The organism is Pseudomonas sp. NBRC 111143, assembly GCF_001320965.1.
GTDB classification, from domain to species: domain Bacteria; phylum Pseudomonadota; class Gammaproteobacteria; order Pseudomonadales; family Pseudomonadaceae; genus Aquipseudomonas; species Aquipseudomonas machongensis.
Genome location: NZ_BCBT01000033.1, coordinates 1 through 22,938 on the forward strand (window position 1 = coordinate 1; position 22,938 = coordinate 22,938).

Sequence of the window (22,938 nt, forward strand, 5' to 3'; positions counted from 1 at the left end):
CCTTAGGTTTTTTCTTCAGTCTTCTGAAACTCTTCCAGTTTGAGACGCGCAGCTGCGTAGAAGCACAGGGCGCAAAGGCCCCCAGTGCCTCCCGCAAAAACTGCCAGTGAATCGATCATTGCGAGTGGAGTGCCGGCCAGCGGATGGAACGTCTTAGCAATCACAGCCATACCACCGGAAGCCAGGAGTACCCACGGCGCGACACGACAGATCATGGTCAGGCTGGCCTTGTGCTGTTCAATCGCCGCACTTTCCTCAGATTCGATGATCCTTACTGCAGCCACGTTGACATCGAGCTGCAGGCCCCATGCATGCTGGAGGACAGGGCTATTGTCCTCGGTAACCTTCGCTGCGATGTCGCGGGGGATCTGACCCTTACTTGCTACAGCTTCCACGACCGCCTGCTTCCAATCGGCGTACTCATTCATCGGTATTTTCCCTTCGACTTTGGGCGTTGACACCAAGTCGCTCAGTCACTCGGCATCGGCATGCGCGGAGTGCTTCGCGCAAAATGAAATCCAACGAAGCGTAACACGTACGCATAATACTAGTAAATTAAGTTGACGCCGGTGCAAGCGCATCGCATACGGCGCGGGTTGCGCTTTCACAAAACAGCTGCACGCGCAGACCGCCCGCCCAGGCTCCAGTCCAGGTAACCAGAGGAAACCGCCAACCATAAAAAACCCCAGCCTTGGCCGGGGTGGGTGAAGCGTTTACTGAAAGCTGACCACGCAACAGGGGTACTCGTCAGAGCTGCGTGCGGTGATGGCTAAGCGGAAAAGACCCTGGACATCAGTCTGCCGGGGTTTTCCTTTGATCAGGACCAGGACCTGCAGCCGAGGCTTCATTGGCGTGATGCCAGTTCAGCTCGGCGGGCGGCGGGCGAGGGAGTTTCTTTGATCAGGCGAGCAAGGAAGGCGGTGTAACTGGCCTGCTCGTTGATGTGCATGATGTGCTCTATAAAGTCTTTTCGCTTCCGCTCCAACCACTGCTCAGCTGCGACACCTTGGCAAGGAAGGCGCTGCGTGTAGAGGACGTAGTCGTCGAGAGCTACCTGTTGGGGCCAGGTCAGTTCAGATACGTTCAGGTTGTGCATGTGGCATCTCCAGGAGGATGTAGGCTTCGTATCCAGGAGATGCTCAACATTGAGCATGAAAGCAGCAGGGCATGATGAGCCGCACCCCTCCCGTCCTACCGCGATCATAGCGACCACGTTAGAGGGCGAGGCTGGGATAGCGGCTGGCACTAACTGATCATGGAGTCATCACTCATCATCGTCGAAGTTGTACATGCCCGGCGCGAGGTTCTCGAAGCGGGTGTACTTGCCGATGAACGCCAGCCGCACAAAGCCGATAGGGCCGTTACGCTGCTTGCCGATGATGATCTCAGCTACGCCCTTGTGCTCGGTCTCGGGGTGATACACCTCATCCCGGTAAACGAACATGATCACGTCGGCGTCCTGCTCGATCGCACCGGACTCACGCAAGTCGGAGTTCACTGGGCGCTTGTTCGGGCGCTGCTCCAGGGAGCGGTTCAACTGCGATAGGGCGATGACTGGGCAATTGAATTCCTTGGCCAGGGCCTTGAGGGAACGGGAGATCTCGGAAATCTCATTGGTCCGGTTGTCGCCGGCAGAGCCCGGGATCTGCATCAACTGCAGGTAGTCGACCATGATCATGCCAATCTCGCCGTGCTCACGGGCCAGGCGCCGGGTGCGCGCACGCATTTCCGAGGGGCTGATGCCGGCGGTGTCATCGATGAACAGCTTGCGGTTGTTGAGCAGGTTCACCGCTGAGGTCAGTCGCGGCCAGTCATCATCGTCGAGCTGGCCGGATCGCACCTTGGTCTGGTCGATGCGGCCGAGCGACGACAGCATACGCATGATCAGCGACTCACCTGGCATTTCGAGCGAGAACACCAGCACCGCCTTCTCGGACCGCAGCACAGCGTTCTCCACCAGGTTCATGGCGAAGGTGGTCTTGCCCATCGAAGGCCGGCCGGCAACGATGATCAGGTCGGCCGGCTGCAGGCCGCTGGTCTTCTCGTCCAGGTCGGTGAAGCCGGTAGAAACACCGGTGATGTCGCTGTCGGAGTTGAACAGCGTATCGATACGGTCGATGGCCATGGTCAGCAGGTCTTTGACACCCACCGGGCCGCCGGTTTTCGGCCGGGCTTCAGCGATCTGGAAAATCTGCCGTTCGGCTTCGTCGAGGATCTCCGCTGCATTCCGCCCTTCTGGATTGAAGGCACTGTCCGCGATGTCAGTGCTGATGCTGATCAGCTGGCGCAGGGTCGCCCGCTCGCGGATGATCGCAGCGTAGGCCTTGATGTTGGCCACGGACGGGGTGTTCTTTGCCAGCTCCGCCAGATAGGCCAGTCCGCCGACCTGGCTGCTCAGCCCCTCCTTGTCCAGACGCTCATGCAGCGTCACGATGTCAAAAGGCTCGTTCAGGTCGGCCAGCTTTTGAATGGCGCGGAAAATCAGCCGGTGATCGTGTCGGTAGAAGTCGCCATCAGAGACCTGATCGAGCACACGCTCCCAGGCGTTGTTATCGAGCATGAGACCACCGAGCACGGACTGCTCAGCCTCGATCGAATGCGGTGGCACCTTCAGCGAGGAGGTCTGTAGGTCAAGCTGCTCGGAAGCATAATCTTCGTTCATGTGGGCATCTTGTTGAGTGAGTGGGGAGCGCTACCGGTTGGCGAGGTGTCAGCGGGCTTCATGGCGGCTTTCTCGAACCTTTCCGGCGCCGCCCCCTGCCCTTGCCCTCGACCTTCTTGGAAGCCTCTTCTGCCAGCTTTTGCACCGGCATCCGACCAAGGCGAGAATGGGGATCAATCATCTCTACACCCATCTCTTGATCGGTGAAGTCGTGCGTGCCTGGCATTAAGTTGACGAAGCGTGTGTATCGCCCCTCAAAGCCAAGCCGCACAAAACCGGTCGGACCTTCACGCTGCTTGCCGATGATGATCTCGGCCGTACCAGCGAAGCGGGAGTCAGGGTTGTACACCTCATCCCGGTACACGAACAGGATCACATCCGCGTCCTGCTCAATTGCCCCGGATTCGCGCAGATCGGAGTTAACCGGGCGCTTGTCCTTGCGTTGTTCCACCGAGCGATTGAGCTGCGAGAGTGCAATCACGGGGCAATCAAATTCCTTGGCCAAAGCCTTTAGTGACCTGGAGATGGCCGAAATCTCGTTGGTACGATTGAGGCCGCCGTAGCCGGGGATTTGCATCAGCTGCAGATAGTCCACCATGATCAGGCCAATCTCGCCGTGCACACGCCGAAGCCTCCGCGTACGGCTGCGCATCTCCGAAGGGCTCAGCGCCGGCGTGTCGTCAATGAAGAAGCGATCGTTCTTGTTGAGCGCGTTGGCAGCCTTGGTCAGCTTGGTCCAGTCCTCGTTTAACAGCTTCCCGGATCGGACTCGCGACTGGTCAATGCCACCCATCGAGGAGAGCATGCGCGTTAGCAGTGCATCGCCAGGCATCTCCATGGAGTAGACCACGACCACTTTTTCCGACCGCAGAACGGCCTCTTCCACAATGTTCATGGCAAAAGTGGTTTTGCCCATGGATGGCCGGCCGGCCACGATGACCAGGTCAGCAGGCCGCAACAGACTCAGTTTGCTATTGAGGTCGACGAAGCCTGTCGACTGGCCCAGGGACTCAAGCCCTGACTCATGGGCGGTTTCGATCTTCTCGACGGCCTTCCTGAGCAGTGTGTCGATACCAACCGGCCCACCTTCCTTCGGCCGTTGACCGGCCACGGACAGCATTTTCGATTCGGCATCATGCACAAGATCTTCTGCAGATCGGCCATTCGGGGAGCTGGCGCCGTGCTCAATCTCCCCACAGACGCCAATGATCTTTCGGAACAGCGACCGCTCACTGACTACGCGGGCAAAAGACGCGATGTTGGCAACGGACGGAGTGTTATCGGAAAGCTCTTTAAGATAGGCCAACCCACCGGCGTTCGAGAGCTCCCCTGCTCTATCCAGTGCCTCTTGGGCTGTGACAACATCAAGCGCACGCCCCTCTTCAAGCAGCCTGGAAATAGCCTTGAAAATGAGCCTGTGGTCTGCGTGGAAAAAATCAGATTCGACCACCAGGTCCGAGACACGCACCCAGGCACGTGGCTCGTTCAGCAATCCGCCTAGAATGGCCTGCTCGGCTTCAACAGAATGCGGCAGCTCCCGACTGGGGGTCTGATCGTATTCAGCCGCTAGATGGATATGGTCGTTCAAGCCTCAGGCCTTACTCGTCGAAATGCTGGTGTGGATCGGGCTGCCAGCTGCAATCAGTACCCTTAGGTGGTCCTGACCTGCGCTGACAGCTGGTGTTTGGTCACGATGTTCGTTGTTTGGGGGCCTAGAACGCAACTACCACCCGCTGGGTGGCCGGCCGGATCAGAACGTCACTTCGATCAACGTTGCCCGCCCGGTGCGAGTTTGAAAGTCGCAAAGGCCAAACTGCACGAGCCGTGGCTGCCGGTGAGCGATGCAGGTAGCGACCTGGGCGCGGAATGCCGCCAACTCAAGCGGGAGCACTGATCGACCAGTAGCGGCCTGGATCTTATCGCGGAATTCCTGCAGCGCCGCCTCCAAGCCAGCATCATCGCCGTCCTGGCCTGAAGTTTCGGCACTCGGTTTTGGGATTGACATTCAAACTCTCCAGGGGGGCCGTGCGCTGACATGCGCAGTTGCGGATTACAACCGCAAGGTCGTAACACGCAACTATAATCCTGAAAGATTTACTCAATGTCAAACGGCATAGAAGGTTACGCAGACGACCTGTAAAGCACTGAATATCCTATATTTTCAGTGAAAACATGAGATCTTCATGACTGACGAAAATACAGAGCAAAGGAAGAATTAAAGTGCTTCCGCGAATTCGACATCGAGTCCTTTTGAATGGCTGCCCAACAGCTCTTGGATGTCCGCAGTAATGCCGGTCTCGGTCTCGAAGGGAGGCGCTGGCTCAACCCAGCTGTACTGGGGCCCAGCCAACTGCCGTGCTGTCTCTTTGTTCGACAGGGTTGAGCGCCAGCGCAAAATCAAGTACTCCTCGACTTCCTTTCGCCCAAACGGGATTGCGCAGAAGGACAGCTCATAGTTGCTGGAATATGTGCTGATCAAGCCCTTTTTGTCGCTGGCGCAAAGGCCAAACAAAGCACAAGTTTTTTTGGCGAATGAATGATTCTTAAAATTCGTCAGGTCACTCATCCTGGCTCGTAGGGCCGAACTCTCGCCCACATAGACTGGAGACTGGCCCTTCCATATCACGTAGACCCCAGCGTCACGTGTGATGTCCTTCTTCCAGTCGACATGGCCAGCCAATACACGCCGCGGGGCTGAGATCATCGTTGCCTCGTAGTGACGCAGTTGCTCCTGGGTGTTCAAGTGCTTTTGCTCCTAGATGCCGCCTTCGTAGGGTCCGAGTTCAGTCACCCGGTGTTGCCGGTGAATTCTGACTGAAAATTGCGCAAGACTCACTATTGATTTCGGCACCTAGGTAGCCATTGAGCACACTAGCTCCGTTAGCTCATTTTAATTTCATTTTGATTCCGACTACGTCTTATCCGCCACTTTTTAAGGGCAGCAAAAACATCACACACCATCCCATGCCAGATCAAAGCCATGATTATCAGTGTGAAATAATCCGGCGCACCCTCTAACTCGGCGAGGCTATGCAGATCGATCGGCTCCGCAGTGGAGAAGATCTTGCCAACTACTGACACCACAAAAAGAATTACAAATAATACCGCAGCAGAACGCAATAAGCTCAAAATCGTTAGTACAACAAACATTACCAGTGCTTTGAGCGTGATAACGGTGAAGAACCGAGGGCGCTCACAAACGCCAAGCCAGTTTGTCTTCCAGCCAGAATTACCGTTCTTGAATTTTCTATTCATCTCGATTCAACCTGTACTAATTGCTTGGGCTGGAGGGAGTGCGCGAGGCAGAAACAGCATCAATGCCTAGTGCAACCTCATTCTGCGCTTGGGATGACTGCTCAACTGCACTTCCAGCATCACACCACTGGCGATCTACGCCAGAGCAGCCTGTGACTCCTGTCCGCTTCTTCTTGAATCCGAACCCATGCCCTGTGGCCAGGTGTACAAACGGCAATGCCGCCCAGTACCCAACGACAAGCGATGCCGCCTTAGCGGTAAGCCCGGGCAACGTGTATGCGAATGAGCTCGCAGAAAAAGCTGCGATGCAGATGGCGCCAACCACGTAGTTGCGCCGAATTTGATTTTGGGCGGGCTGCTGGCCAGACGGAATCATGGTGCCCCCTTGAAAGCTTCGGCCTGACGCTCGACTAGCGCGCAGCGCTCCTTGACCCACTCTAGATCTCTAATGCGGATGTCCTGCGCGCTTCGGTTGGCATTCACCAGGAGACGATTTGCGCATTTCGACTCACGGGTCGCCGCCTCAATTTCCTCAGGTGTCGCAGATGAAAAATCAGTTCTCAGCTTGCTCAAACCTAGGCCGCTATAGGCCAGCGGTCCTCCGATCAGAGCGAGCAACGCTACGCCCCAGTAAACCGCACGCCTGCGGGTGTTTTTTTCTGAACTCACCAAGGATCTCCCGGACATGGCTCGCTTGCCGGACTGAAAAATAACACATAACGCGTACAGATAACTCTTCAGTATTGAATTACCTTGTCACACCCCCCCCTCAGTCGTATGCGTGGCGACCCTCGTTAAGGGACCATCGTCAACTCCGCCCCAGGCTCTTCACTCTCCTGACGCTTCCTCTTAAAGTGGGCGTTCAGTTGCGCTATGAAACAGGTGCCCTGGTGCGCATCAGTTGCTCGCAGATCTCCATCATTTGGGAACGCAATGGATCAGAACCCATACAGTGCGCAGCTCGAAGCAGCTGTCGCCGCCCTGGCCGCGGCTGAAGCGGGCTTGCAGGAGCAGTACGAACTCTACGGCCATCTGCATCGCTTTGATGAAGACCAGGCCAAGTTGGCGCTCAGAAATGCCGAGGTGAAACTAAAGGACCTCGAACGGGAACGAACCGAATTGGGTGTGGTGCCCCTGCTTGATCGTGCCACTATCTACAAGGCCGTCTATCGCGCTAACCGCTCGCTCCTCGGGCAAGCATTCGATGCAGTGACGGGCCGGATTCCAGAACCACCCAAAATGTCCGAGGCAGAGGAAGCCAAGCTAGCCGAGAAAGCTGCTCGGTTGGGGGCATTGCTTGGCGAGGATGGAGAGATAGCCACCCAGCAGCATTTGGTACAGAGGCTTCGATACGATATTCAGTTCCACTCTTCCCTGGACTGGCTCGAAACCGACTCCGACTACGCAACCTACAGTTCGCAAATCGCGAGACTGCAGCCAGCCATTGAAAGTCTTTCAGCCAAAATCGCTAGGTTTGAAGAGCATATTCGGGAGCCACAGGCACAGTGCCTCAAATATCGTCAGCGTCTGGATGTGGCCAAGGAGAAGCTGGCCCAAGCGATCCATTTCAGAGATCGCCACCGAAACGCACCACCACGCTCAGTCGAGGCTGCGAGAGTAAAGGGGGCTTGCAGTAACTACTTCGGAACAGATGACATTGCCCAGGTCGTCAGACACAAAACCAGCGATGTTGAGGACCTTGAACGTGAGCTCGCCAAATGGGAGCAGCGCATGGCGTCACTGCAGCAGCGCGATAATCGAGTCATCGAGCGGCTGATCATTGACGGGAACAACCTATGCAATCGTGGCCGGGGCAAGAGTCAACAGTTCATCGGATTGAACGCTTTGAGTGCACTCGTTCCGGCCCTGCTGTCAAACTGGCCTGGCAGTGAAATCATTCTGGTCTTCGATCCAGGCATCACGAGGAAGCTCCAGGTTTCGTGGGAGGACATTCAAAGCACCTTCCCAACTGTGGAGACATACCGCGTCGACAAAGGCCACAGCGCCGATGAAATGATCATTGAACTGGCCTCTTCACCGAATGCATTCATCATCAGCAACGATCGTTTCACGGAATTCAGCAACCGACCCGCCCTCAAGGAAAACAGAGTCTTTGGCCATGACATTACCAAGAAAAACATCTTGGTGAATGAGCTGTGGATCTCAGTGGATTATTCCTCTCCAGGCTGAGCAGGATAGTAGGATAGGCTTCCCTGCGCTCCCATGCGTTACGAATCAGCTGCACGTTCAATCATCGTCTTTGGCAAGGCCATAGTCGCTCTGCGCAGGCCGGACCGCCGGTAAGGTCGTACAGCTCCTCGACCGTGTAGATGTTGCCGTTATCACCGAACAGCACATCATTATCACGGTTGAGCGAAGCTGCAGCGCCCGGCTTCGGCCGGCGGCACCATAGGGAGATGTCTCGGATGAAGAAGCCCGCCGAGATGACTGCAAAAACCAAGAATGTGAACAGCACGCCCTTCGTCACTAGCGCGAGCGCTCCAACGCCCAGGAACGCCAAGAGCCCCTTCGGTACGGTGTGGTCAGGGTCTCGCAGATGGCTCAGGCTACAGCCGAAAGACAGCATCACCAGGGCCGCGGCTATCGCTACGCCCACATCTGCTTCAGCACTCTTTTCGATGGTTCCCCAGATACCCGCTGCCACCGATCCTGCAATTGCGGCAAGGTGACGAACCAGCGCCAGCGGGGTACGACGAATCCTATCTTCGATAGCCCAGAGAGCGCGAGTGGGCGCCATCATCTGAGGTGCCCTGACCATGCCGGCCAGTGCATCCACGGCGGCCTCCATCTTCCGTACAGTCGACGGAGTGACCACCGTCATGGTCGCGAGGTCCTGGATCAGCTGCACGCAACGCTTGAACTCTGGAGTTGCCCGCTTGATCGAGCCTGGGTTGAAGTCAGCCAGGTCGATGCTGCCAGCGTACAAACCAAGGTAACCAGCAATCAAGGCCTCGGCTCGCGCCATCTGCTGATCAACAATTCTGTTCAGATTCATCGCTCGTCCATTCGATTGCCCTTGCTGGCTAAAGGCTCCAGCAGCATCTGAGAATGCAACTCTCAACAACCAGACTAGCCCAGCTAGATGGCTGGGCTTGAGTACACCTGGTGCTTGCTCCTAGTTCAGCACTTTATTCAGGCCGTCACGCAGACACCGGGCCTGATCCTCGTAACGCTCGGAACGGTCCAGGACCTGACCGCTCGCATTCGTGGTTTGCCAAAAGCTGTCCCCAGTGTCCATCTCGTCAACTAGTAGCTCAAGTAGTTGGCTGCTGTCGATCTGCACACTGTAGGTCAGCTCGAACCCCTCTAATTCTTCCCGTTCAGTGCTCATTTGCTTAGCTCCCTCGCGGCGGTCAACTGGGCGCCTCAATCAGCTCGCTATTTTCACTTGCCCAAGGATTTCGGCAGCAGCTAGCTCTTTCGCGACTTTCTTACCTCCAGCCACTGTCTTGGCCGAAAGCACATTTCCATCTACCACAATTTGCGCCACGCATTCGAATTGCGGAGGGGCAATGCTCAGCTGGGTGAAGATGTAACTGGGCTCCGCCAGCCTGTTTTTTTGTGCCATCTCATTTAGCTGCACTACCGGGTTTGAGCTGCTCACGGAAGTCGCCTCACGTGACTTGGCCAGTCGCTCCAATAGGATGGCCGAAGCAGCTGCTTCAGCGGCCTTCTTGGTTGCACACTCTGGTGAGGTAGCACTTTCGACGTCGCCACCCTTCGGGTGGACAGTCGCGGTGGCTGTGAAGCTTGCAGCATTTGACGGTCCACTCATCGCGACATGCAAATGGGGAGCAGCCCACCCCCGCTTCCGGCAAAGTTCAATTAGCGCACCTTTGTAGTCAGTAGCGCGGGGCGCTGGAGAGCTTGATGACTGCGTCGGAGCCTCAGGGCTAAGGCTGTTTATGGGCAAACTCAAGTGACGACACAAAATCTCGACCATGGCTTTCTGCTTTGCTACACGCTTCTCGCGGTGCACACCAACTCCCTGAAGACGCCGCCCACTTGCCGAGACAGCAACCACACACTTGAAGCCTCCATTTACACCGTGCACCGTTTCATCGAGCCCCTCAAAAACTTGAGTCTGGATTCCGTTCATGATGATCCTGACCACGTTGTGAGGGTGCTGGCACATCCAGTTCGAGAAAGCCACCCCAAGATCTTCGGTGATTGCTTCCCTTGGGATTTGAATCGCAAGTCGATCGACGATGGCGTCCGCTATCGTGTTGTTGTTGAGTCTTCGTATCAATTCAGCCACTACAGCTTCAGGCAAATGACCGGCGTCTTTCGCGAGCTTCACGGCAGCGCTGAGTACGTTGTCCTCCATATTGACCAGGTTCCCACTCGCCACCAAGCGCTGAGCTTTCCGCGCCAGCACCTCCTTGTGGTAGTCGACAGTGGATTCGGATCGCTCTCGCAGCGTTTTGTTGATCGACGCAGAGATTGTAAGCAGATCTGCTTGCGAATATGGCAGCGGGCAATTGTCGAGATGCGCCCGAATCTGGCGAATGTTCACCAAGTCGGCATACCGACGAAGCGGAGAGGTGCCGTGGAGGTACAGCGTTAGGCCAAGACCGTAATGCCCACGCGCCACGCCATCGTAAACAGCACGCTCTATGAGTGCCCCTAACTGCGCACCCACAGAGGCTTCGGTCACCAGCCCCTCTTTCAACCACTGCTCGACTGTGTTGGCCAGGTCCAGTGCATGCGGAGCGGAGACTCGGCTTGCGTGGTTACGGTATACCGCCGGCAGCCCATTCTCGGCCATGAAGAGGGCTATTTGGGAATTCGTCAGAATCATGAATTCTTGCACGATGATGTGCCCGACCATCTGATCCAACGACTCGTATTGGCGAAGATTGCCCTCCTCATCCGAGAGCATGAGCTTGCGAATATCGTAAAGGGCAAGCGCTCCTTTCGATCGGCGGCGCTGCAGCAGCAGCGTCGAAACCCTACTGAGGAGCTCCACCATTTCACGCAAAGGGCTTTGAGTGCTTCGGGCTATCTCCGGAATGGCCTCATATGTGAGACGGGTGTTGACGGTGATAACCTGGCAGCTAGGTTCAAAACCGACGACCTCAAGCGAGCTATTGAGCGTGATTGTAAAAACCATCGCTTGCCGTGGTTGCCCCGCGACAAGGCTACTTTGATCTGCGCCGATGTGCCGTGGCAGCATTGTTTGCACTGCACGATCTCGGGCATAGATCGAGGCGGCCCGCTCAAACGCCAACTTATCGTCATGAGAGCCGACCCCAACCTTCGCAGAAGGATCGGCGATGGCAACTGATATGATGTACAGATCGCCGCTCTGGGTGATCGATATCGCGTCGTCGATATCAAGCGTTTTCTGGGAATCGATGGTCACGAAGAATGGTGAAGTCACGGTGGATCCTTGGCCTATCAAGCTGTGTGTGGATTCTACACTGGAAGCAGTCAGAGGGCGGTCATGCCGCCAACTCAACAAGTGGGATTCGATTCATGTGCATCGTGTAGCCCGTGCGCCGCTCAAGAGCGACGTACTGCTCGAAAAGCTCAGGGTGATGGACACGCCCGTTACGCAAGTCAGGCTTGGACGCCATCACGCAGAAAATGCAGCTCAATCGATCATTACCGAGGGCATAGGCGTGATGAGGACGCTGCCCCGCTGCAGCGATGGCACCGAAGACCTCATCCGTGCGCATGTCATGTACTGGCAACCACTCGAACCAGGTCAACACAGAGTTGCTGATCCCCATCCGGCTGAAAACTACCCGCTTCGCTCGCCCTGGCGACTCTTGAGCGCGCAGGCCAAGGCAGTTGACGATCGTTTTGAAGCCATTGGCCTTTGCATAGCGCCTGACCTCACGTTGGATGGGTCCTCGTTTCAAGTCGCTCGTGCATTGGCGAGTAGACGCAGATGGCCAGCTCGGTACCTCGGGGCGAATCTCGAACCGACGCTCTACCATTTCCAGCAGCGTCTTCGAGGCTGTGGCAACAATGAAAGGAAGGCCTGCAGCGGCGGCTTGATCACGGGCCAGCTCCATCGCCCCCGGCCACTCCATCGGGCCCAGCGATGCATGGACAACCACCAGCTGGCTAGCCGGAACGCGCTCCAGGAGACGGATCAGTTGCACCTGCGAATCCTTACCGCCCGAATGGTTGGCCACAAACAGCGCACCACTGGCGATCAACTGGTCAAGCTCGGCTTTTGTGGAGTCACGGGTTTCATCCCCGAAAAGCAAGCCCTGCTGCTGAAAACGATCCATTTCCTGCTGGCCTCATTGATAGACGTCAATGAGAAAAGATTAAACTATAGAACAACTATTTTCAATTGAAATATTGTCCTATAGGACAACATTTTTCTGCGGTCGCGGGTGTGGTTCTGCCGTCTCAGCCGCAGTCTTGACCAGAAGCTCGTCAACCGCCCTGGCCAGGTCGGCCTCAGCTTGCTGGAGCGCCAGAAACATTTCTGCGCTGGCAGCTGTATCGTCGTGCGCATACTTCAAATGTGCTGCACGTGCGGCCCTGAAGCGGATGATCGCATCCAGGGTGCTCTGATCCAAGTGTAAGCTGAGAGGTAGCTTCAGTTCGCTGGTGTTTGGCCTAGCCATTTTCCTTGCTCCATTTCCTCGGTGAAAAACCTGACCTTCCCCCTCTGATCCAACGGTGTCGATCAGACGGTTCCGTTATGGATGTAGGAAAAGTCAGCAGACCACCTGACGGCGCTTGAACTGCTTGTGTGCACTTCACACTGTGCAGTGCACAGCGCATACTCTGGCTGGGGCTTTTTCTAACCCACTATAAATGGCACATTTCCGTTTAACCCCAGTAAACATTGGATTGTAAACCACTTTTTTGACTTGTAAACCACTGTGGTTTACAGTGAAAAAAAGTAGTTAACACGAGGCCGGCTCATGCCGAATTTACAAGACGAAGCTAAGGCCTACATTGAGTCCGTTTTAGGTGTGGCAGCGCAGATGACTCCGGTGCCACTCCGAGTCCCCTATACCATCCGGGACAGCTACAAGACCTACGAGTTGAGCGTACCTATGGGGAACAGTTCGGCGTTCAACATGATGCTGCTGGTCTCCCGTGATGATATTGAGTACCCAGGCATCGTGAAGCTGCAGAAGCACATCGAGATGGTGCGCAACGTCACCAACCAGGTAGTAGTGTACGTCTGCTGGTCCTTGTCGACTCAAGACCGCCGCAGCCTGATCATGCACCAGGTCAATTTCATCCAGCCCAGCTTCCAGATGTTCATACCTGAGATGGCGCTGGACCTGCGTGAAAGCTTCCGTCAGCGGCGAGAGCAGAGCGAGGTAGCCGCCCTCCTCCCCGCGGCCCAAGCCATGCTTCTCTCGTGCCTATATTCCGGGATACCCGACGAAACCTACTTCACTACGAACGCTTTGCTGGGGGACCTGGGCTACAGTCGCGTGACCCTCTCGAAGGCAGTGGATCAGCTGGTATCGCTGGGGGTGATTAGCCCTGCGAAAAGCGAGCTGCATTGGAAGACCTACGCCTTCAACGGGTCGCCTGCAGAGGTGTTCCAGAAGGCCAAGAAGCACCTGCGGTCCCCCGTCAAAAAGAGAATTGGTATTACCCGAAATGCTATCCCCATGGCCCCGGGAGTATTCATCGCGGGGGAAACTGCCCTGGCCAAGTACACGATGCTGGCGGAGCCTAAGCAGGCCGTATGGGGGATGAGCAAGAAAGTGTTCAATGACATGCTGGCGCTTGATGCGTTTGAGGTAGTCGAGTCGGTGGACTCGATCGAGGAGTGGGTGGAGATCTGGGGGTATCCGTCGCTCACCGAAACGCAGTATATGGCAGACACAGCGTCGCTGTTTCTGAGCCTGGAAGACAACCCCGACGAACGCATTCAGATTGCGTTGGATGAACTCAAGGAGCAGGTACATTGGTTAGCGTGAAAGGTTTAGATATTTTTGGCCGGCACTTTCGCGATTTCCGCGATAGCTACGTCCTAATCGGTGGCGTTGCCTCTGCTCTGGCGATGGAAGACGCGGGAGAGAGCTTCAGGGCCACGAAAGACCTAGACATCGTGCTCGTGATTGAGGCTCTGGACTCCCATTTTGTTAACAGGTTCTGGGAGTTCATAAAGGCCGGCGGCTATGAGATCAAACAAAGAGGGGGTGACAGGCCGGTCTTCTACAGATTCCAGAATCCCGCCGACGAAACCTACCCGGTAATGATCGAACTATTCTCTCGTGCACCGGATGGCCTTGAGCATGAGGAAAACGCAACGCTGACCCCAATCCCCACAGATGAGTCGGTTTCGAGTTTGAGCGCTATCCTGCTCGATGAAGACTATTACACCCTGTTGCGTTCCGGCCGCCATCAGAGCGAGGAGCTGACATACATCAGCGCTGATCGTCTTATCCCCTTCAAAGCTAAGGCCTGGCTCGACTTGTCTCAGCGCAAGGCAAACGGTGAAGCAGTTGACTCGAAGAACGTCAGGAAGCATCGGAACGATGTCCTGGCCCTGGCGGGCCTGCTGACTGGCGAGGTGATTGAGTTGCCCGCAAGCATTACTGCAGACATGGCGCTATTCCTTGAGCGCCTGGCGGTCGAAGAGATCGACTTCAAAGCGCTCAAGATTCGGGGTGACCTCAAGACCATCATCGGCCGAATTGCAGAATCCTTCGGCCTTCAGCCGACCTCATAACGCCGGCAATTCCTCAAAGCCTTTCCCAGCGCCCGGCCCCAGTTCGGGCGCAGCGAAAGCGACGACCGCGTTGATGAACTCCTTCCACTGGTCAAGTGTGAAGCGCATCGGTTCTAACAGCTGGCCGGTTTCTGTCCAGAGCCCGCAGCTATCCAGCTCCAAAAATTCTCCATGCTCAACGCTCCACCAGGATCCGGTCATCGAGGTGCCCCAATCGAGGCGCCCAGCGAAGAATGGCATGTTGAACATCAACAAGAACCAGAGGTGCCCGTCTTTGGTAGTAACGTACTCCCGCATCGTTCGATTGCCCAGCGCAGCGCAGACCTCTACAGCTTTGGCAGCGAACAGCTCGTCAGCACTGGGTGAATCCGTAGTGAACCCGAAAACGTGCTCCGCGAGATATCCCAGGCGGCTTACAGACGTGTGAGCCATCTGAAGAAAGCTCCGCTCAAGCAGTTGCGAGTAATCCATGTTGCTTACCTCGTATGAGCCCGCATTCGCTGGGCATGCGCCAGCAGCTCTGGGCAGATGACCCGCCACACAGGTGCGTCTTCAAAACCAGCAGGTTCAACCCTGCCAGTGTCTTCAAACTTTCCGGATGCCAGGTGCAGATCCAAGACCTGATCGGGCAGTTGCCAGGCGTGGATACACACCTCATCGACCGCCAACTCGGCCTCCACGAGGTTTGTTGTGAGCACGCCCCAGTGCTCACCATCCTCGTAGAGCAGCTCCAGGGCTAGCCGCCCGTTTGGGTACAGCCGTGGCCGCAATTTCGACAGCTGCATGATGCTCTCCCCCGGGGCTATTTGACCGTTGCTGTCTCGGTGACCACAAACGGGACCACGCTGCCCAACGTAACACCGGCCAGGCCTTGTTTGCCGTCTTCACCGATCACATAGCCCTTCAGCTCTCGCTGATCAGCTCCGTCGCAGGACAGTGTGGCGGTAGAAGTCTCATGCTTGAGCTGGCGGCTGTTCCATTTCAGAGGAATGCCCAGGGCGCATTCATTTCCGGCCAGGACCTGAGACATTTCATATTCCACTTTGCCAAACCCTCCAGCCCGGTACTCGGTTGGCAGAACCGAGCCGAGCGCAGGATCACCGAGGTGATACAGCTTGACGTAGAGGGTCGAGCCAGTCGGAATGGTGACATTGATCTTTTTGTCATTGCACCCTGCCAGCGACAGAGCGACACAACCGAGCACAGCAATCTTTCGAAGTGGTGACATGCTTTTTCCAGTGAGTGTATGAACGTTCGAACCTGTGTAGCTGATCAAGCTCACGACAGAGCAGGTGCACAGCCCGGCGAATCTTCGGGGTTGTTGGGGAGTAGCTGGTAAGGACCGTTGCCAGTCGACTGGGCCGAGGGCGACGCTGAGTCTTCTTCCGTACCGTAGTACGTGGCATGCGCAGCTGAATTACATTTTGGGCAGGGAATGTCGCCTCCATGGAGAAGAGCACCTCCAGGCTCATCGCAGCTATCCTCATCCCAGAGAAAACCGTCGACGCACTGCGCATCGGGATAGGCCGCACCGAAATGCCTGCCTTGGTAATCACACCCTAGAGCTTCGTCACTTGCCATACACACCCCCAGACACAAGCAAATTGATACATAACACGTACGTATAACTGATGTTACCACAGCCTGAGGACAGATCAGTATAAGAGCTACAGCTGAAGAATGATCGGATAGCATGCGTTGAGGAAGGGATTTGATGATATGCCGGAAATGCTGAGAGGGTCGGCGGGCAAGCCGGTTGCTTGAGATTCTGATCAGTCATGAGAGTCATGACCAATGAGCAGAAAAGGAGACCCCAAAAATGTAGGAAAACGCGACCAATCCCAAGAGGACTGACCGCGCTCAACGAAACAGACTTGCGTCCTCAGAAATCGCAATGTCTGATTTTTCGAAGCGGCTGTCAATCCTCTCGCATCTTTTCGACCTTAGCGAGGCTACTCGACAGCACTGTGTTGACTGTCACTCCCAGGATTTTCCGGCGCTTCGTGGTTCTGCAGGCTCCTGGTTACATGCCCTGCGTGTGACCAAATGCAAGGAAGCGCTCGCAGGACTCTGGCGACGAATCTCCGAGGTGCCACAAAGAACCTTGCGTAGCGAGGTAGGCCGATGTCTCCTCCTCCGCCAGGACAGCAAAGGCGGTCGTCGAGATGAAGAAACCATCGCACTTGCCGCTCATGACAGCATCTTGCAGCACGTCTCGATGACGCTCAATGAAGTCCAAGTTGAACTTGGTCAGAACAGCCTTTGCAAGCTCCTTGGTGGGAACGCTCACAGCTTTCCCGACGGGGACCAAATCGTCCAGATTGAGAGCGATGACCCCGCCATTGTTGAACGGCGCCAGTTGTTTGGCAGCATGGCTAACACGCTTCTCAACTCCGTTCTCAGACCAGATCTTCTTACAAGCGATCGGGTAGTCGCCCATGCCGAAGTCAACCAGGATATCGGGTTCTGCAGCTTTGGCTGCTAACCCTCGGCTCTTCAAGTCGGACAGCAGCACCAGCTCCCAGAGAGCGTCCTTCCCTTGGGAGGTGTTCCGATCATCCGGCTGCATGACGCTGCCGGCCATACGCTTGAGCGCCTCTTGAATTCCTGGCTCTTCAGGCAAGTTGGTGACCGCATCAGCCAGACGGTTCACGAACGCCGCTTCCCAGACCACCCGGTCATCTGGCTTCACTTGCTCTGCCCACGCTAGGCTCAGCTTGTCGGCCTGGCTAAGCAGTTGCGAAAGTGCGCTGCCGGACCGCAGCCTCACGTTGCGCTGCTCCAGCACATCCCGCACAAGCTGGGCCTTAGCAGCAATTTCTTCGTATGTATCTGTCCAAGCCTTGCTCACAACATCGACGGACTTCACTTCACAGCTCCTATGGAAATGACAGGTGGTTTCACTGGCATAATGGCTGCGATAGCTGATGCGCTGCTATCGCCACTGACAGAATGGGTGTTCGCCCAGCAACACTCTGCCAAAGCGGCGATCAACCCGCACCTTCAACAGGAGGGAGAACGAATCTGCCCGGCAGGATGGCCAAGTAGCAGTCAGTGCAATCCCACAGATGGGTTTAGAGGAACTGGAGCGTCGCCCAAAACTGCATGACCCGGCTGGATCTCTTTAAACCCAGGATGTTCCAGGTTGACCGTCAAGCTGCTTTCAGTGAAATCCTTCCCTACGTACTTCTGCGCCCAGGCCCGACGCTGCTCCGGCGTCCTGGTTGCACACGGCCGCTCGTGGCGGCTGAGCCAGGCCCTGCAGAGCCGCTGCATATCGCGATTGTGTTCTGTGACCAGTCGATACTCAGCCCCACAGTGCGAGCACTGAGCGGTGCCAGTGTTATGTGCCATAAGTCAGCTCCGATTGGCGGGCGCCCGAGGGGCCGGGTTGCTGGTGATACGGATCCAGGCGCAGAATCGCTCGTACGGCACGTGTGCGCGACGTCTCAAACGGATTGTCCGCCGGCGCTTGCCGCATTTCCTTAGCCGCGAGGCTGATTTCCTTGATGCGGGACCGCAGCCAGTTCGCATCTGCCGTGTAGATGGCATCGGGATTGTTGGCCAGCAGGGCACGCAGTTTATCGCCCAACTCGGCGTTGATCACCACACGCCCCAGCAGGTGGAAGTCGTGATGGTGCAAGGTTGCACAATCCTCAGCACTCATTGCCGCCAAGTTGGATGGGATTCCCGCGCAGAACTGGTCGGTCTGAAATATCCGCTTGGCATGCGCCAGCATCTCTCCGGCAGACAGCTCCCCTCGCTGCAGGGGAATGATCACACGAGCGCCGGCCGTGATCCATGTGCGAACTCGCTCTGCGTGCACAGCCCACAAGTCGAGGGTTGCCGACTGGTCACCGATGACATCCGGTGCCACGATGCTCAGCGCCCCGGGGTTGTCCGTCCACCCCAGCACGCATTCGTAGGCGAAAAACACTTTCTCCCAGCTCACGAGCTCGCCCTTTTGGAATGCAGAAAAGGCTCCCGAGTCAATGAACACGGCGCCGCCTGCATCCAAATGACGTGGAAGCGTCCGAAGGAGTTTAAGGGTGTCCAGCAGTGTGGCAACAACACCTACTGGGACGCCCTCATCAACGGCAGCCCTCAGGTCCTGAGTGCTGGACATCCCCGAGTAATAAGCAACGTTCCAGGTCAACGGCATGATCTTCCTACCCCTGCTGCGCACGCGAAATCCGCGCCGCTTCCACGGCATCGACCCAGCTCGATGGCTGGGGATGCGTGCTTCAGGAGCTGACCTAGATCTGTACCGCAGACTGGAAGTACACGTTGAAGAGGTTGGCGGACGCCCTGCTGATGGCGTCGTTGTAGGTGGATGCAATCACCTCGACGGTGATGGTCTTACCCTGGTTGTCATGGTAGGTAACTCGCCAATTCGGCTGCTGGTCCATGTTGGATCCTGTGTGTGCTGGCGCTGATTTCAGACCTCAACCCAACCCACGCCCTGGTCATGCTTCTCTCCCGGGCGCAGAGAGGAACCTCACTGAACAGAGAGAGCAGCCATGGCATCGAGCAAGGCGCTTTTAACCTCGTCGGTGTCACCCTCCTCCGACACGAAGGCAACGCTGTCCAGCTTGGCATAGGCCTGCTGCATGGCAGCCAGCGCTTTGGGAGCTGATGTCACGGCACGAGTACAGGTATCGGCAAGGAGACGCTCTTGGTCTGGGTCGGCAGCCCGCACGGTGAGGTGCAGAATGTAGTCCTCGTCGGCCAGGTCCATGCTCGGCACTTCGGCATGACTGTAGAGCTTGGAATCGCTGACGCTCGCACGTTCGGCCGCCGGGAAATTGATCTGCAGCGCCTTCGGGCCCATACCGATCTCCAGCGCGCTGGCCTGAAGTTGTTCAGCCAGCTGCAGGCCTTCCCACGCCCCACGCACCCACTCAACGGCGTAGCGGCCATTACGGTTGCGCTCGATCAGCATGTAGAAGGTGTTGTCATTGGCCGAGTGACCAAAGCGCTCGACGGCGATCTTCTTGATGCCCTGCTCAAAACCTGCACGCTTGTGCTCAAGCGTCTCCTGCGGATAAACCTGTTCCATCGCTATCACCTGTCCAATCTGGGTGGGGGCCGAAGTGCCTTACGAGCCCTTCACTTCCTCGAAATTCCAATCCACGTGCTCGAAGGCAGCCTGCTTGGCTTCGTATTCGATTTCAGTCTGGGTGGCGTTGTCCTCGACCTCGAACTCAAACTCCACATCGGAGCCCTGAACGTCAGTCTTGATGGACCCTTTGAAGGTACGCATTGATTTGTCCTGGTAGATGAATACGGAGAATAAGATTAAACCATAGGACAATAATTATGCAAGGCAAAAATTATACTATAGGACAATCTTTTTCGCCCGCCCTTGATGTCACCTGTGAGCGCCCAGCAGCAGCGTGTCCAGCATTGTCGCTTGCCGTGATCGGTGTGGTGTGATCGAGTTCTTACACCGCTCTGGGTTGCATGGACGCAAGCAGACCCGGGTGTGGAATTATCTGTGGGTGAAGAGCATTTCGGCGGTCAGCCTGACTGGGCCGAAGCCTCGGCCATGGTCACGTGCCGAGTTGCTTGCGCCGCTCTGCGATACGTGCGGTCGACACGCCGGCGAGTTTGGCTACCAGGCTGTTGGGGACCTTGCCCAGCAAGTGATCAAAACGAACCGCCTTGGACAAGCGCTTGTAGGGTGCTATGCCCAGGAACACACGTCTCTGCTCTACTACGTCATAGGGTACCCCGACCTCCCTGCTGATCTGGGCCGGAGATACCTTACCCAGCAAGGACTCGTACCCGAGCCATGGCCCGTGGTAATCCGCGGTTGGGATTGAAGTAGCCTCTTCTATCAATGGGCTCACGGGTTCGAAGCCCAATGCTTCGCGCACCTCTTGCACCAGATGAAGATCCACACCTGCCACCTTCGCGATTTCTTGATCACTGACATAGCCAAACAGAGGTTTGTAGATCCTCAGTGGATGACCGGTGGGAAGCACCTGCTTTCGAGGAGCCGGCCTCAACACCGGGAGGATACCCAGTGACTCACGGTAAACCGTGACGCTTTTTGGCGACACGCCGCACAAGGAAGCGATCGCCCCATCGGTGAGCACGCCGAGGAGGTGCTTGAAAGGCTCTATCTGTTGAGCAACCGACCATGGAGGTATCCCCAATTGCTCCCGCCGGCGGCGAATTCGATCGGGGTGTATGCCGATCAGTCGCGCCAGCTCTACGTCCGAGAGTTTTCCAAGCTTGCAGTCGAACCATCGGGCAGGCCCTACTGCAGCCCAATCTACCGGAGGGTAACGCCTCCCGCTGGTTTCGGTGATCGCCACACCACCAGCGGCCGCGTGTTCACGATAAACCCATCCTGGTGGACTGTAGTCCTGGTCATCCATTGACTTTCGAGCCTCTTCAATAGCCTGCCCGATGGCCTGGTTCAGCCTGCAACAGGCCGCACTTTGGCGTTTGGCTCCGTGCGGTTCTTGCAGTGGAACAATCTAGCGTCGCATGACGGGCGGCTCTTTTCCTGGGTGAGTTGAGAATGGTTGGAACGAGGCGGTCCTCAATCCAGCCCGCGCAGACTGGCAAGCCCATAGTCATCGCGCAGAATCCGCAGCTCCTCTTTGTCCATTTCGTCCATGGCCGAGCAGTTGGCATCGGCTAGCCCCTGACGCTTTAGCAGCGCAGCGGCATCGCCCCTGTCGTAGATGTAGCGAGAGAGATCCGCAGCGGCAAGGAGAATGCCGGTCTGCAGTTGAGTCGGCTTGTTGCGAGGTTTGCGAGGGGTGACAGCCATGTGTCGGCTCTCCATCGATGAGTGGGTCTGAGATAGAGAATCCTCAGTAGGCACTTGTGCCTAGTAGGCTGATTTAGGCACTTGTGCCTATTTTTGCTGCGCCGCTGACGCCGGTTCGGTCTGGAGACCCACCACCATCAGCACAGGCCAGTGGATGATTCGCAAGTCAAACAGCTGCGGCAGCCCAGCTCATACTGGGCATTCGGTACCGCGAGAGCTCAGTGATCAGCGGGCATGCTCATGCCTTCGCCAGCGCTTCGACCAACAGCGCCTCGAACTCATCCACGGCCAGCGCTTCCCAGCGGTCATTGACCAGCTGCTCGTGGTACCACTTCAGTCCGGAGTATGTAACCCGCACGCACACACCGCCCAGCATCACAAGCGGATGCTGGCGCACGGACGCTGGCAGGAATACGGGTGGGTGGTCGGCCACAGAAGCGCTGATCGCGAGGTTCTCCATCGCCTCACGCAAGACAACGGCGCTGACCTTCTTGGCCTGCACCTGGGCGGACAGGGCGGCACGCAGAGTCTCGACTGCTGCGCAGGAGCCGCGGTCATCCCCATTGCAGCGCGCAACAAAGTCGTCAAGCCACAGAAGCGACTCTTCAACCTCGCCAGCACTGGCGGCCGTTGGTACGGCATCGCTGCCTTGGTACTGAACGGACTGTGCCTGCCCTTGTTCTGTGAGCCATGCCGCTACTTGATCGGCGCTCATAATGGCCAGAGTTTCCGAGCAGTGATCACAACCCAAAATCAGCTGGCAACGAATGTCGCTCGTACGCAAACGCCCGTGCTGAGCATCGCTGATGTTCTTGTTGTGCGTCTGCCAGCTCAGGGACGTGCTACCGCACTCGCGGCATTCGGTGATCTTGGTGATGCTCATGCTTTGCCTCCTGCAGGCGTTCAACCTCTGGCGCAACGGCGCCAGCAGGGCATTGATGATTGTGTTTCTATGGGCTCGGCACAGCTCGAAGACTGTGCATAGCGGTGTTGCGGATGCCGGAGGTCTACACACCCGTCAGCTCGATCGCATGAGGTGGCGGATGCGTGCACCGATCTGTGAGAAGCCCTGAACGCAGTCCAGGGCTTCAGGCGGCTGCCTTACCGGCCAAACACCTGGTCAAGCACTGGACGCGACTCGATGATCACGGTGCCCAGCTCATCGACGGTCGTAGCGCTGGTCAAACGCTCTTCGACTGCAGACAGCTCGGTCAGCAGCTCATCATTGCCACCTTCCTTGTAGAGGGTGCTCTGCAATGCTTCGACGGTACGCTTTACATCGCGCTGCGTGTCCTGGAAGTTGCTTTGACTACCGGAGACGGTTGCCTGAGACCAGCTGGTGAGCGGGTGGTGGCGAGCCTCCACCTTGCCGGCACCGAACATACGGTCATAGGAACCCTGCACGAAGCCTTCGATCAGAAGGCCGTTGTTTCTATCATCCATTTTCTACATCTCATCGTGTTGACGTGATTTTCACGTCGTGGTGATGATGCCAGGCGCACCCGGCATCGGTTTTGCCGATCAGTGGCAGCACTGTATCGACGG

Annotated in this window: 27 protein-coding genes; 3 read left to right on the forward strand and 24 right to left on the reverse strand. The window is 56.7% G+C overall.

Annotated features, from left to right (window positions below; all coding sequences use genetic code 11):
- Positions 1-2: 2 nt before the first annotated feature.
- The 8 genes from APH44_RS17835 to APH44_RS29250 form a co-directional block, all read right to left on the reverse strand.
- Positions 3-428, reverse strand: a complete 426-nt coding sequence (locus tag APH44_RS17835; protein WP_023383615.1) for a hypothetical protein — start codon at positions 426-428, stop codon at positions 3-5.
- Between the two features lie 416 nt (positions 429-844).
- On the reverse strand, positions 845-1,096 hold the full coding sequence (locus tag APH44_RS17840; protein ID WP_023383614.1) for a hypothetical protein: 252 nt from the start codon (positions 1,094-1,096) through the stop codon (positions 845-847).
- Between the two features lie 168 nt (positions 1,097-1,264).
- Entirely contained in the window at positions 1,265-2,662 is a 1,398-nt protein-coding gene (dnaB, locus tag APH44_RS17845; protein ID WP_023383613.1) for a replicative DNA helicase, read from the reverse strand.
- Between the two features lie 58 nt (positions 2,663-2,720).
- The gene (gene dnaB / locus APH44_RS17850; RefSeq protein WP_054893890.1) at positions 2,721-4,250 is read right to left on the reverse strand and encodes a replicative DNA helicase; all 1,530 of its coding nucleotides are present in this window, start codon (positions 4,248-4,250) and stop codon (positions 2,721-2,723) included.
- Positions 4,251-4,412: 162 nt separating this feature from the next.
- The gene (locus APH44_RS17855; protein ID WP_023383611.1) at positions 4,413-4,667 is read right to left on the reverse strand and encodes a hypothetical protein; all 255 of its coding nucleotides are present in this window, start codon (positions 4,665-4,667) and stop codon (positions 4,413-4,415) included.
- Positions 4,668-4,877: 210 nt separating this feature from the next.
- Complete coding sequence (locus APH44_RS17860) at positions 4,878-5,405, reverse strand: hypothetical protein (RefSeq protein WP_023383610.1); 528 nt, start codon at positions 5,403-5,405, stop codon at positions 4,878-4,880.
- Between the two features lie 137 nt (positions 5,406-5,542).
- On the reverse strand, positions 5,543-5,917 hold the full coding sequence (locus APH44_RS17865; RefSeq protein WP_023383609.1) for a hypothetical protein: 375 nt from the start codon (positions 5,915-5,917) through the stop codon (positions 5,543-5,545).
- A gap of 372 nt (positions 5,918-6,289) precedes the next feature.
- Positions 6,290-6,586 carry a hypothetical protein gene (locus APH44_RS29250; RefSeq protein WP_176483539.1) on the reverse strand — a complete coding sequence of 99 codons (297 nt, stop codon included), beginning with the start codon at positions 6,584-6,586 and terminating at the stop codon, positions 6,290-6,292.
- 264 nt (positions 6,587-6,850) lie between these two features.
- Here APH44_RS29250 and APH44_RS17870 point away from each other — a divergent pair, with 264 nt between their 5' ends.
- Complete coding sequence (locus tag APH44_RS17870) at positions 6,851-8,107, forward strand: hypothetical protein (protein ID WP_023383608.1); 1,257 nt, start codon at positions 6,851-6,853, stop codon at positions 8,105-8,107.
- Positions 8,108-8,168: 61 nt separating this feature from the next.
- Here the strand turns inward: APH44_RS17870 and APH44_RS17875 are convergent, their stop codons facing one another.
- From APH44_RS17875 to APH44_RS17890, 4 genes are all read right to left on the reverse strand, one after another.
- On the reverse strand, positions 8,169-8,933 hold the full coding sequence (locus APH44_RS17875; protein WP_176483540.1) for a hypothetical protein: 765 nt from the start codon (positions 8,931-8,933) through the stop codon (positions 8,169-8,171).
- Positions 8,934-9,053: 120 nt separating this feature from the next.
- The gene (locus tag APH44_RS17880) at positions 9,054-9,269 is read right to left on the reverse strand and encodes a hypothetical protein (RefSeq protein WP_023383606.1); all 216 of its coding nucleotides are present in this window, start codon (positions 9,267-9,269) and stop codon (positions 9,054-9,056) included.
- Between the two features lie 39 nt (positions 9,270-9,308).
- Positions 9,309-11,321 carry an RNB domain-containing ribonuclease gene (locus APH44_RS17885; RefSeq protein WP_023383605.1) on the reverse strand — a complete coding sequence of 671 codons (2,013 nt, stop codon included), beginning with the start codon at positions 11,319-11,321 and terminating at the stop codon, positions 9,309-9,311.
- Between the two features lie 61 nt (positions 11,322-11,382).
- Entirely contained in the window at positions 11,383-12,183 is an 801-nt protein-coding gene (locus APH44_RS17890) for a phosphoadenosine phosphosulfate reductase family protein (protein WP_023383604.1), read from the reverse strand.
- A gap of 648 nt (positions 12,184-12,831) precedes the next feature.
- Between APH44_RS17890 and APH44_RS17900 the strand changes: the two genes are divergently transcribed.
- Positions 12,832-13,851 carry a hypothetical protein gene (locus APH44_RS17900; protein WP_023383602.1) on the forward strand — a complete coding sequence of 340 codons (1,020 nt, stop codon included), beginning with the start codon at positions 12,832-12,834 and terminating at the stop codon, positions 13,849-13,851.
- On the forward strand, positions 13,848-14,606 hold the full coding sequence (locus APH44_RS17905) for a hypothetical protein (RefSeq protein WP_225786313.1): 759 nt from the start codon (positions 13,848-13,850) through the stop codon (positions 14,604-14,606). Before APH44_RS17900 ends, APH44_RS17905 begins: the two co-directional genes overlap by 4 nt.
- Here APH44_RS17905 and APH44_RS17910 read toward each other — a convergent pair.
- The 12 genes from APH44_RS17910 to APH44_RS17955 form a co-directional block, all read right to left on the reverse strand.
- Complete coding sequence (locus tag APH44_RS17910) at positions 14,601-15,077, reverse strand: hypothetical protein (protein ID WP_023383600.1); 477 nt, start codon at positions 15,075-15,077, stop codon at positions 14,601-14,603. The genes APH44_RS17905 and APH44_RS17910 overlap by 6 nt on opposite strands.
- A 5-nt stretch (positions 15,078-15,082) precedes the next feature.
- On the reverse strand, positions 15,083-15,391 hold the full coding sequence (locus APH44_RS17915; RefSeq protein WP_023383599.1) for a hypothetical protein: 309 nt from the start codon (positions 15,389-15,391) through the stop codon (positions 15,083-15,085).
- A gap of 17 nt (positions 15,392-15,408) precedes the next feature.
- Positions 15,409-15,834: a hypothetical protein gene (locus APH44_RS17920; RefSeq protein ID WP_023383598.1), complete on the reverse strand. Its 426-nt coding sequence runs from the start codon at positions 15,832-15,834 to the stop codon at positions 15,409-15,411.
- Positions 15,835-16,629: 795 nt separating this feature from the next.
- Positions 16,630-17,475: a hypothetical protein gene (locus APH44_RS17925; RefSeq protein ID WP_054893891.1), complete on the reverse strand. Its 846-nt coding sequence runs from the start codon at positions 17,473-17,475 to the stop codon at positions 16,630-16,632.
- A 474-nt stretch (positions 17,476-17,949) separates the two neighbouring features.
- Entirely contained in the window at positions 17,950-18,768 is an 819-nt protein-coding gene (locus APH44_RS17930) for a hypothetical protein (protein ID WP_224459407.1), read from the reverse strand.
- A gap of 94 nt (positions 18,769-18,862) precedes the next feature.
- Entirely contained in the window at positions 18,863-19,015 is a 153-nt protein-coding gene (locus APH44_RS29795; RefSeq protein ID WP_156342216.1) for a hypothetical protein, read from the reverse strand.
- Between the two features lie 89 nt (positions 19,016-19,104).
- The gene (locus APH44_RS30435; RefSeq protein ID WP_224459408.1) at positions 19,105-19,665 is read right to left on the reverse strand and encodes a hypothetical protein; all 561 of its coding nucleotides are present in this window, start codon (positions 19,663-19,665) and stop codon (positions 19,105-19,107) included.
- 39 nt (positions 19,666-19,704) lie between these two features.
- Positions 19,705-19,869: a hypothetical protein gene (locus tag APH44_RS29800; RefSeq protein WP_156342218.1), complete on the reverse strand. Its 165-nt coding sequence runs from the start codon at positions 19,867-19,869 to the stop codon at positions 19,705-19,707.
- Between the two features lie 289 nt (positions 19,870-20,158).
- Positions 20,159-20,992, reverse strand: coding sequence for a hypothetical protein (locus APH44_RS30440; RefSeq protein ID WP_224459409.1), 834 nt, complete (start codon positions 20,990-20,992; stop codon positions 20,159-20,161).
- A gap of 167 nt (positions 20,993-21,159) precedes the next feature.
- On the reverse strand, positions 21,160-21,393 hold the full coding sequence (locus tag APH44_RS17945; protein ID WP_023383586.1) for a hypothetical protein: 234 nt from the start codon (positions 21,391-21,393) through the stop codon (positions 21,160-21,162).
- Positions 21,394-21,631: 238 nt separating this feature from the next.
- Positions 21,632-22,276 (reverse strand): hypothetical protein, encoded by a 645-nt coding sequence (locus tag APH44_RS17950; protein ID WP_023383585.1) that lies wholly within the window; start codon positions 22,274-22,276, stop codon positions 21,632-21,634.
- Positions 22,277-22,494: 218 nt separating this feature from the next.
- Positions 22,495-22,836: a hypothetical protein gene (locus APH44_RS17955; protein ID WP_023383583.1), complete on the reverse strand. Its 342-nt coding sequence runs from the start codon at positions 22,834-22,836 to the stop codon at positions 22,495-22,497.
- Positions 22,837-22,938 lie beyond the last annotated feature (102 nt).

Bases quoted from the DNA above. Each gene is read 5' to 3' on its own strand.
- APH44_RS17835 (WP_023383615.1), bottom strand. From the start codon at position 428: ATGAATGAGTACGCCGATTGGAAGCAGGCGGTCGTGGAAGCTGTAGCA.
- APH44_RS17840 (WP_023383614.1), bottom strand. From the start codon at position 1,096: ATGCACAACCTGAACGTATCTGAACTGACCTGGCCCCAACAGGTAGCT.
- dnaB (WP_023383613.1), bottom strand. From the start codon at position 2,662: ATGAACGAAGATTATGCTTCCGAGCAGCTTGACCTACAGACCTCCTCG.
- APH44_RS17855 (WP_023383611.1), bottom strand. From the start codon at position 4,667: ATGTCAATCCCAAAACCGAGTGCCGAAACTTCAGGCCAGGACGGCGAT.
- APH44_RS17865 (WP_023383609.1), bottom strand. From the start codon at position 5,917: ATGAATAGAAAATTCAAGAACGGTAATTCTGGCTGGAAGACAAACTGG.
- APH44_RS17870 (WP_023383608.1), top strand. From the start codon at position 6,851: ATGGATCAGAACCCATACAGTGCGCAGCTCGAAGCAGCTGTCGCCGCC.
- APH44_RS17875 (WP_176483540.1), bottom strand. From the start codon at position 8,933: ATGAATCTGAACAGAATTGTTGATCAGCAGATGGCGCGAGCCGAGGCC.
- APH44_RS17880 (WP_023383606.1), bottom strand. From the start codon at position 9,269: ATGAGCACTGAACGGGAAGAATTAGAGGGGTTCGAGCTGACCTACAGT.
- APH44_RS17890 (WP_023383604.1), bottom strand. From the start codon at position 12,183: ATGGATCGTTTTCAGCAGCAGGGCTTGCTTTTCGGGGATGAAACCCGT.
- APH44_RS17900 (WP_023383602.1), top strand. From the start codon at position 12,832: ATGCCGAATTTACAAGACGAAGCTAAGGCCTACATTGAGTCCGTTTTA.
- APH44_RS17910 (WP_023383600.1), bottom strand. From the start codon at position 15,077: ATGGATTACTCGCAACTGCTTGAGCGGAGCTTTCTTCAGATGGCTCAC.
- APH44_RS17915 (WP_023383599.1), bottom strand. From the start codon at position 15,391: ATGCAGCTGTCGAAATTGCGGCCACGGCTGTACCCAAACGGGCGGCTA.
- APH44_RS17920 (WP_023383598.1), bottom strand. From the start codon at position 15,834: ATGTCACCACTTCGAAAGATTGCTGTGCTCGGTTGTGTCGCTCTGTCG.
- APH44_RS17930 (WP_224459407.1), bottom strand. From the start codon at position 18,768: ATGCCGTTGACCTGGAACGTTGCTTATTACTCGGGGATGTCCAGCACT.
- APH44_RS29795 (WP_156342216.1), bottom strand. From the start codon at position 19,015: ATGGACCAGCAGCCGAATTGGCGAGTTACCTACCATGACAACCAGGGT.
- APH44_RS30435 (WP_224459408.1), bottom strand. From the start codon at position 19,665: ATGGAACAGGTTTATCCGCAGGAGACGCTTGAGCACAAGCGTGCAGGT.
- APH44_RS29800 (WP_156342218.1), bottom strand. From the start codon at position 19,869: ATGCGTACCTTCAAAGGGTCCATCAAGACTGACGTTCAGGGCTCCGAT.
- APH44_RS30440 (WP_224459409.1), bottom strand. From the start codon at position 20,992: ATGGATGACCAGGACTACAGTCCACCAGGATGGGTTTATCGTGAACAC.
- APH44_RS17945 (WP_023383586.1), bottom strand. From the start codon at position 21,393: ATGGCTGTCACCCCTCGCAAACCTCGCAACAAGCCGACTCAACTGCAG.
- APH44_RS17950 (WP_023383585.1), bottom strand. From the start codon at position 22,276: ATGAGCATCACCAAGATCACCGAATGCCGCGAGTGCGGTAGCACGTCC.
- APH44_RS17955 (WP_023383583.1), bottom strand. From the start codon at position 22,836: ATGGATGATAGAAACAACGGCCTTCTGATCGAAGGCTTCGTGCAGGGT.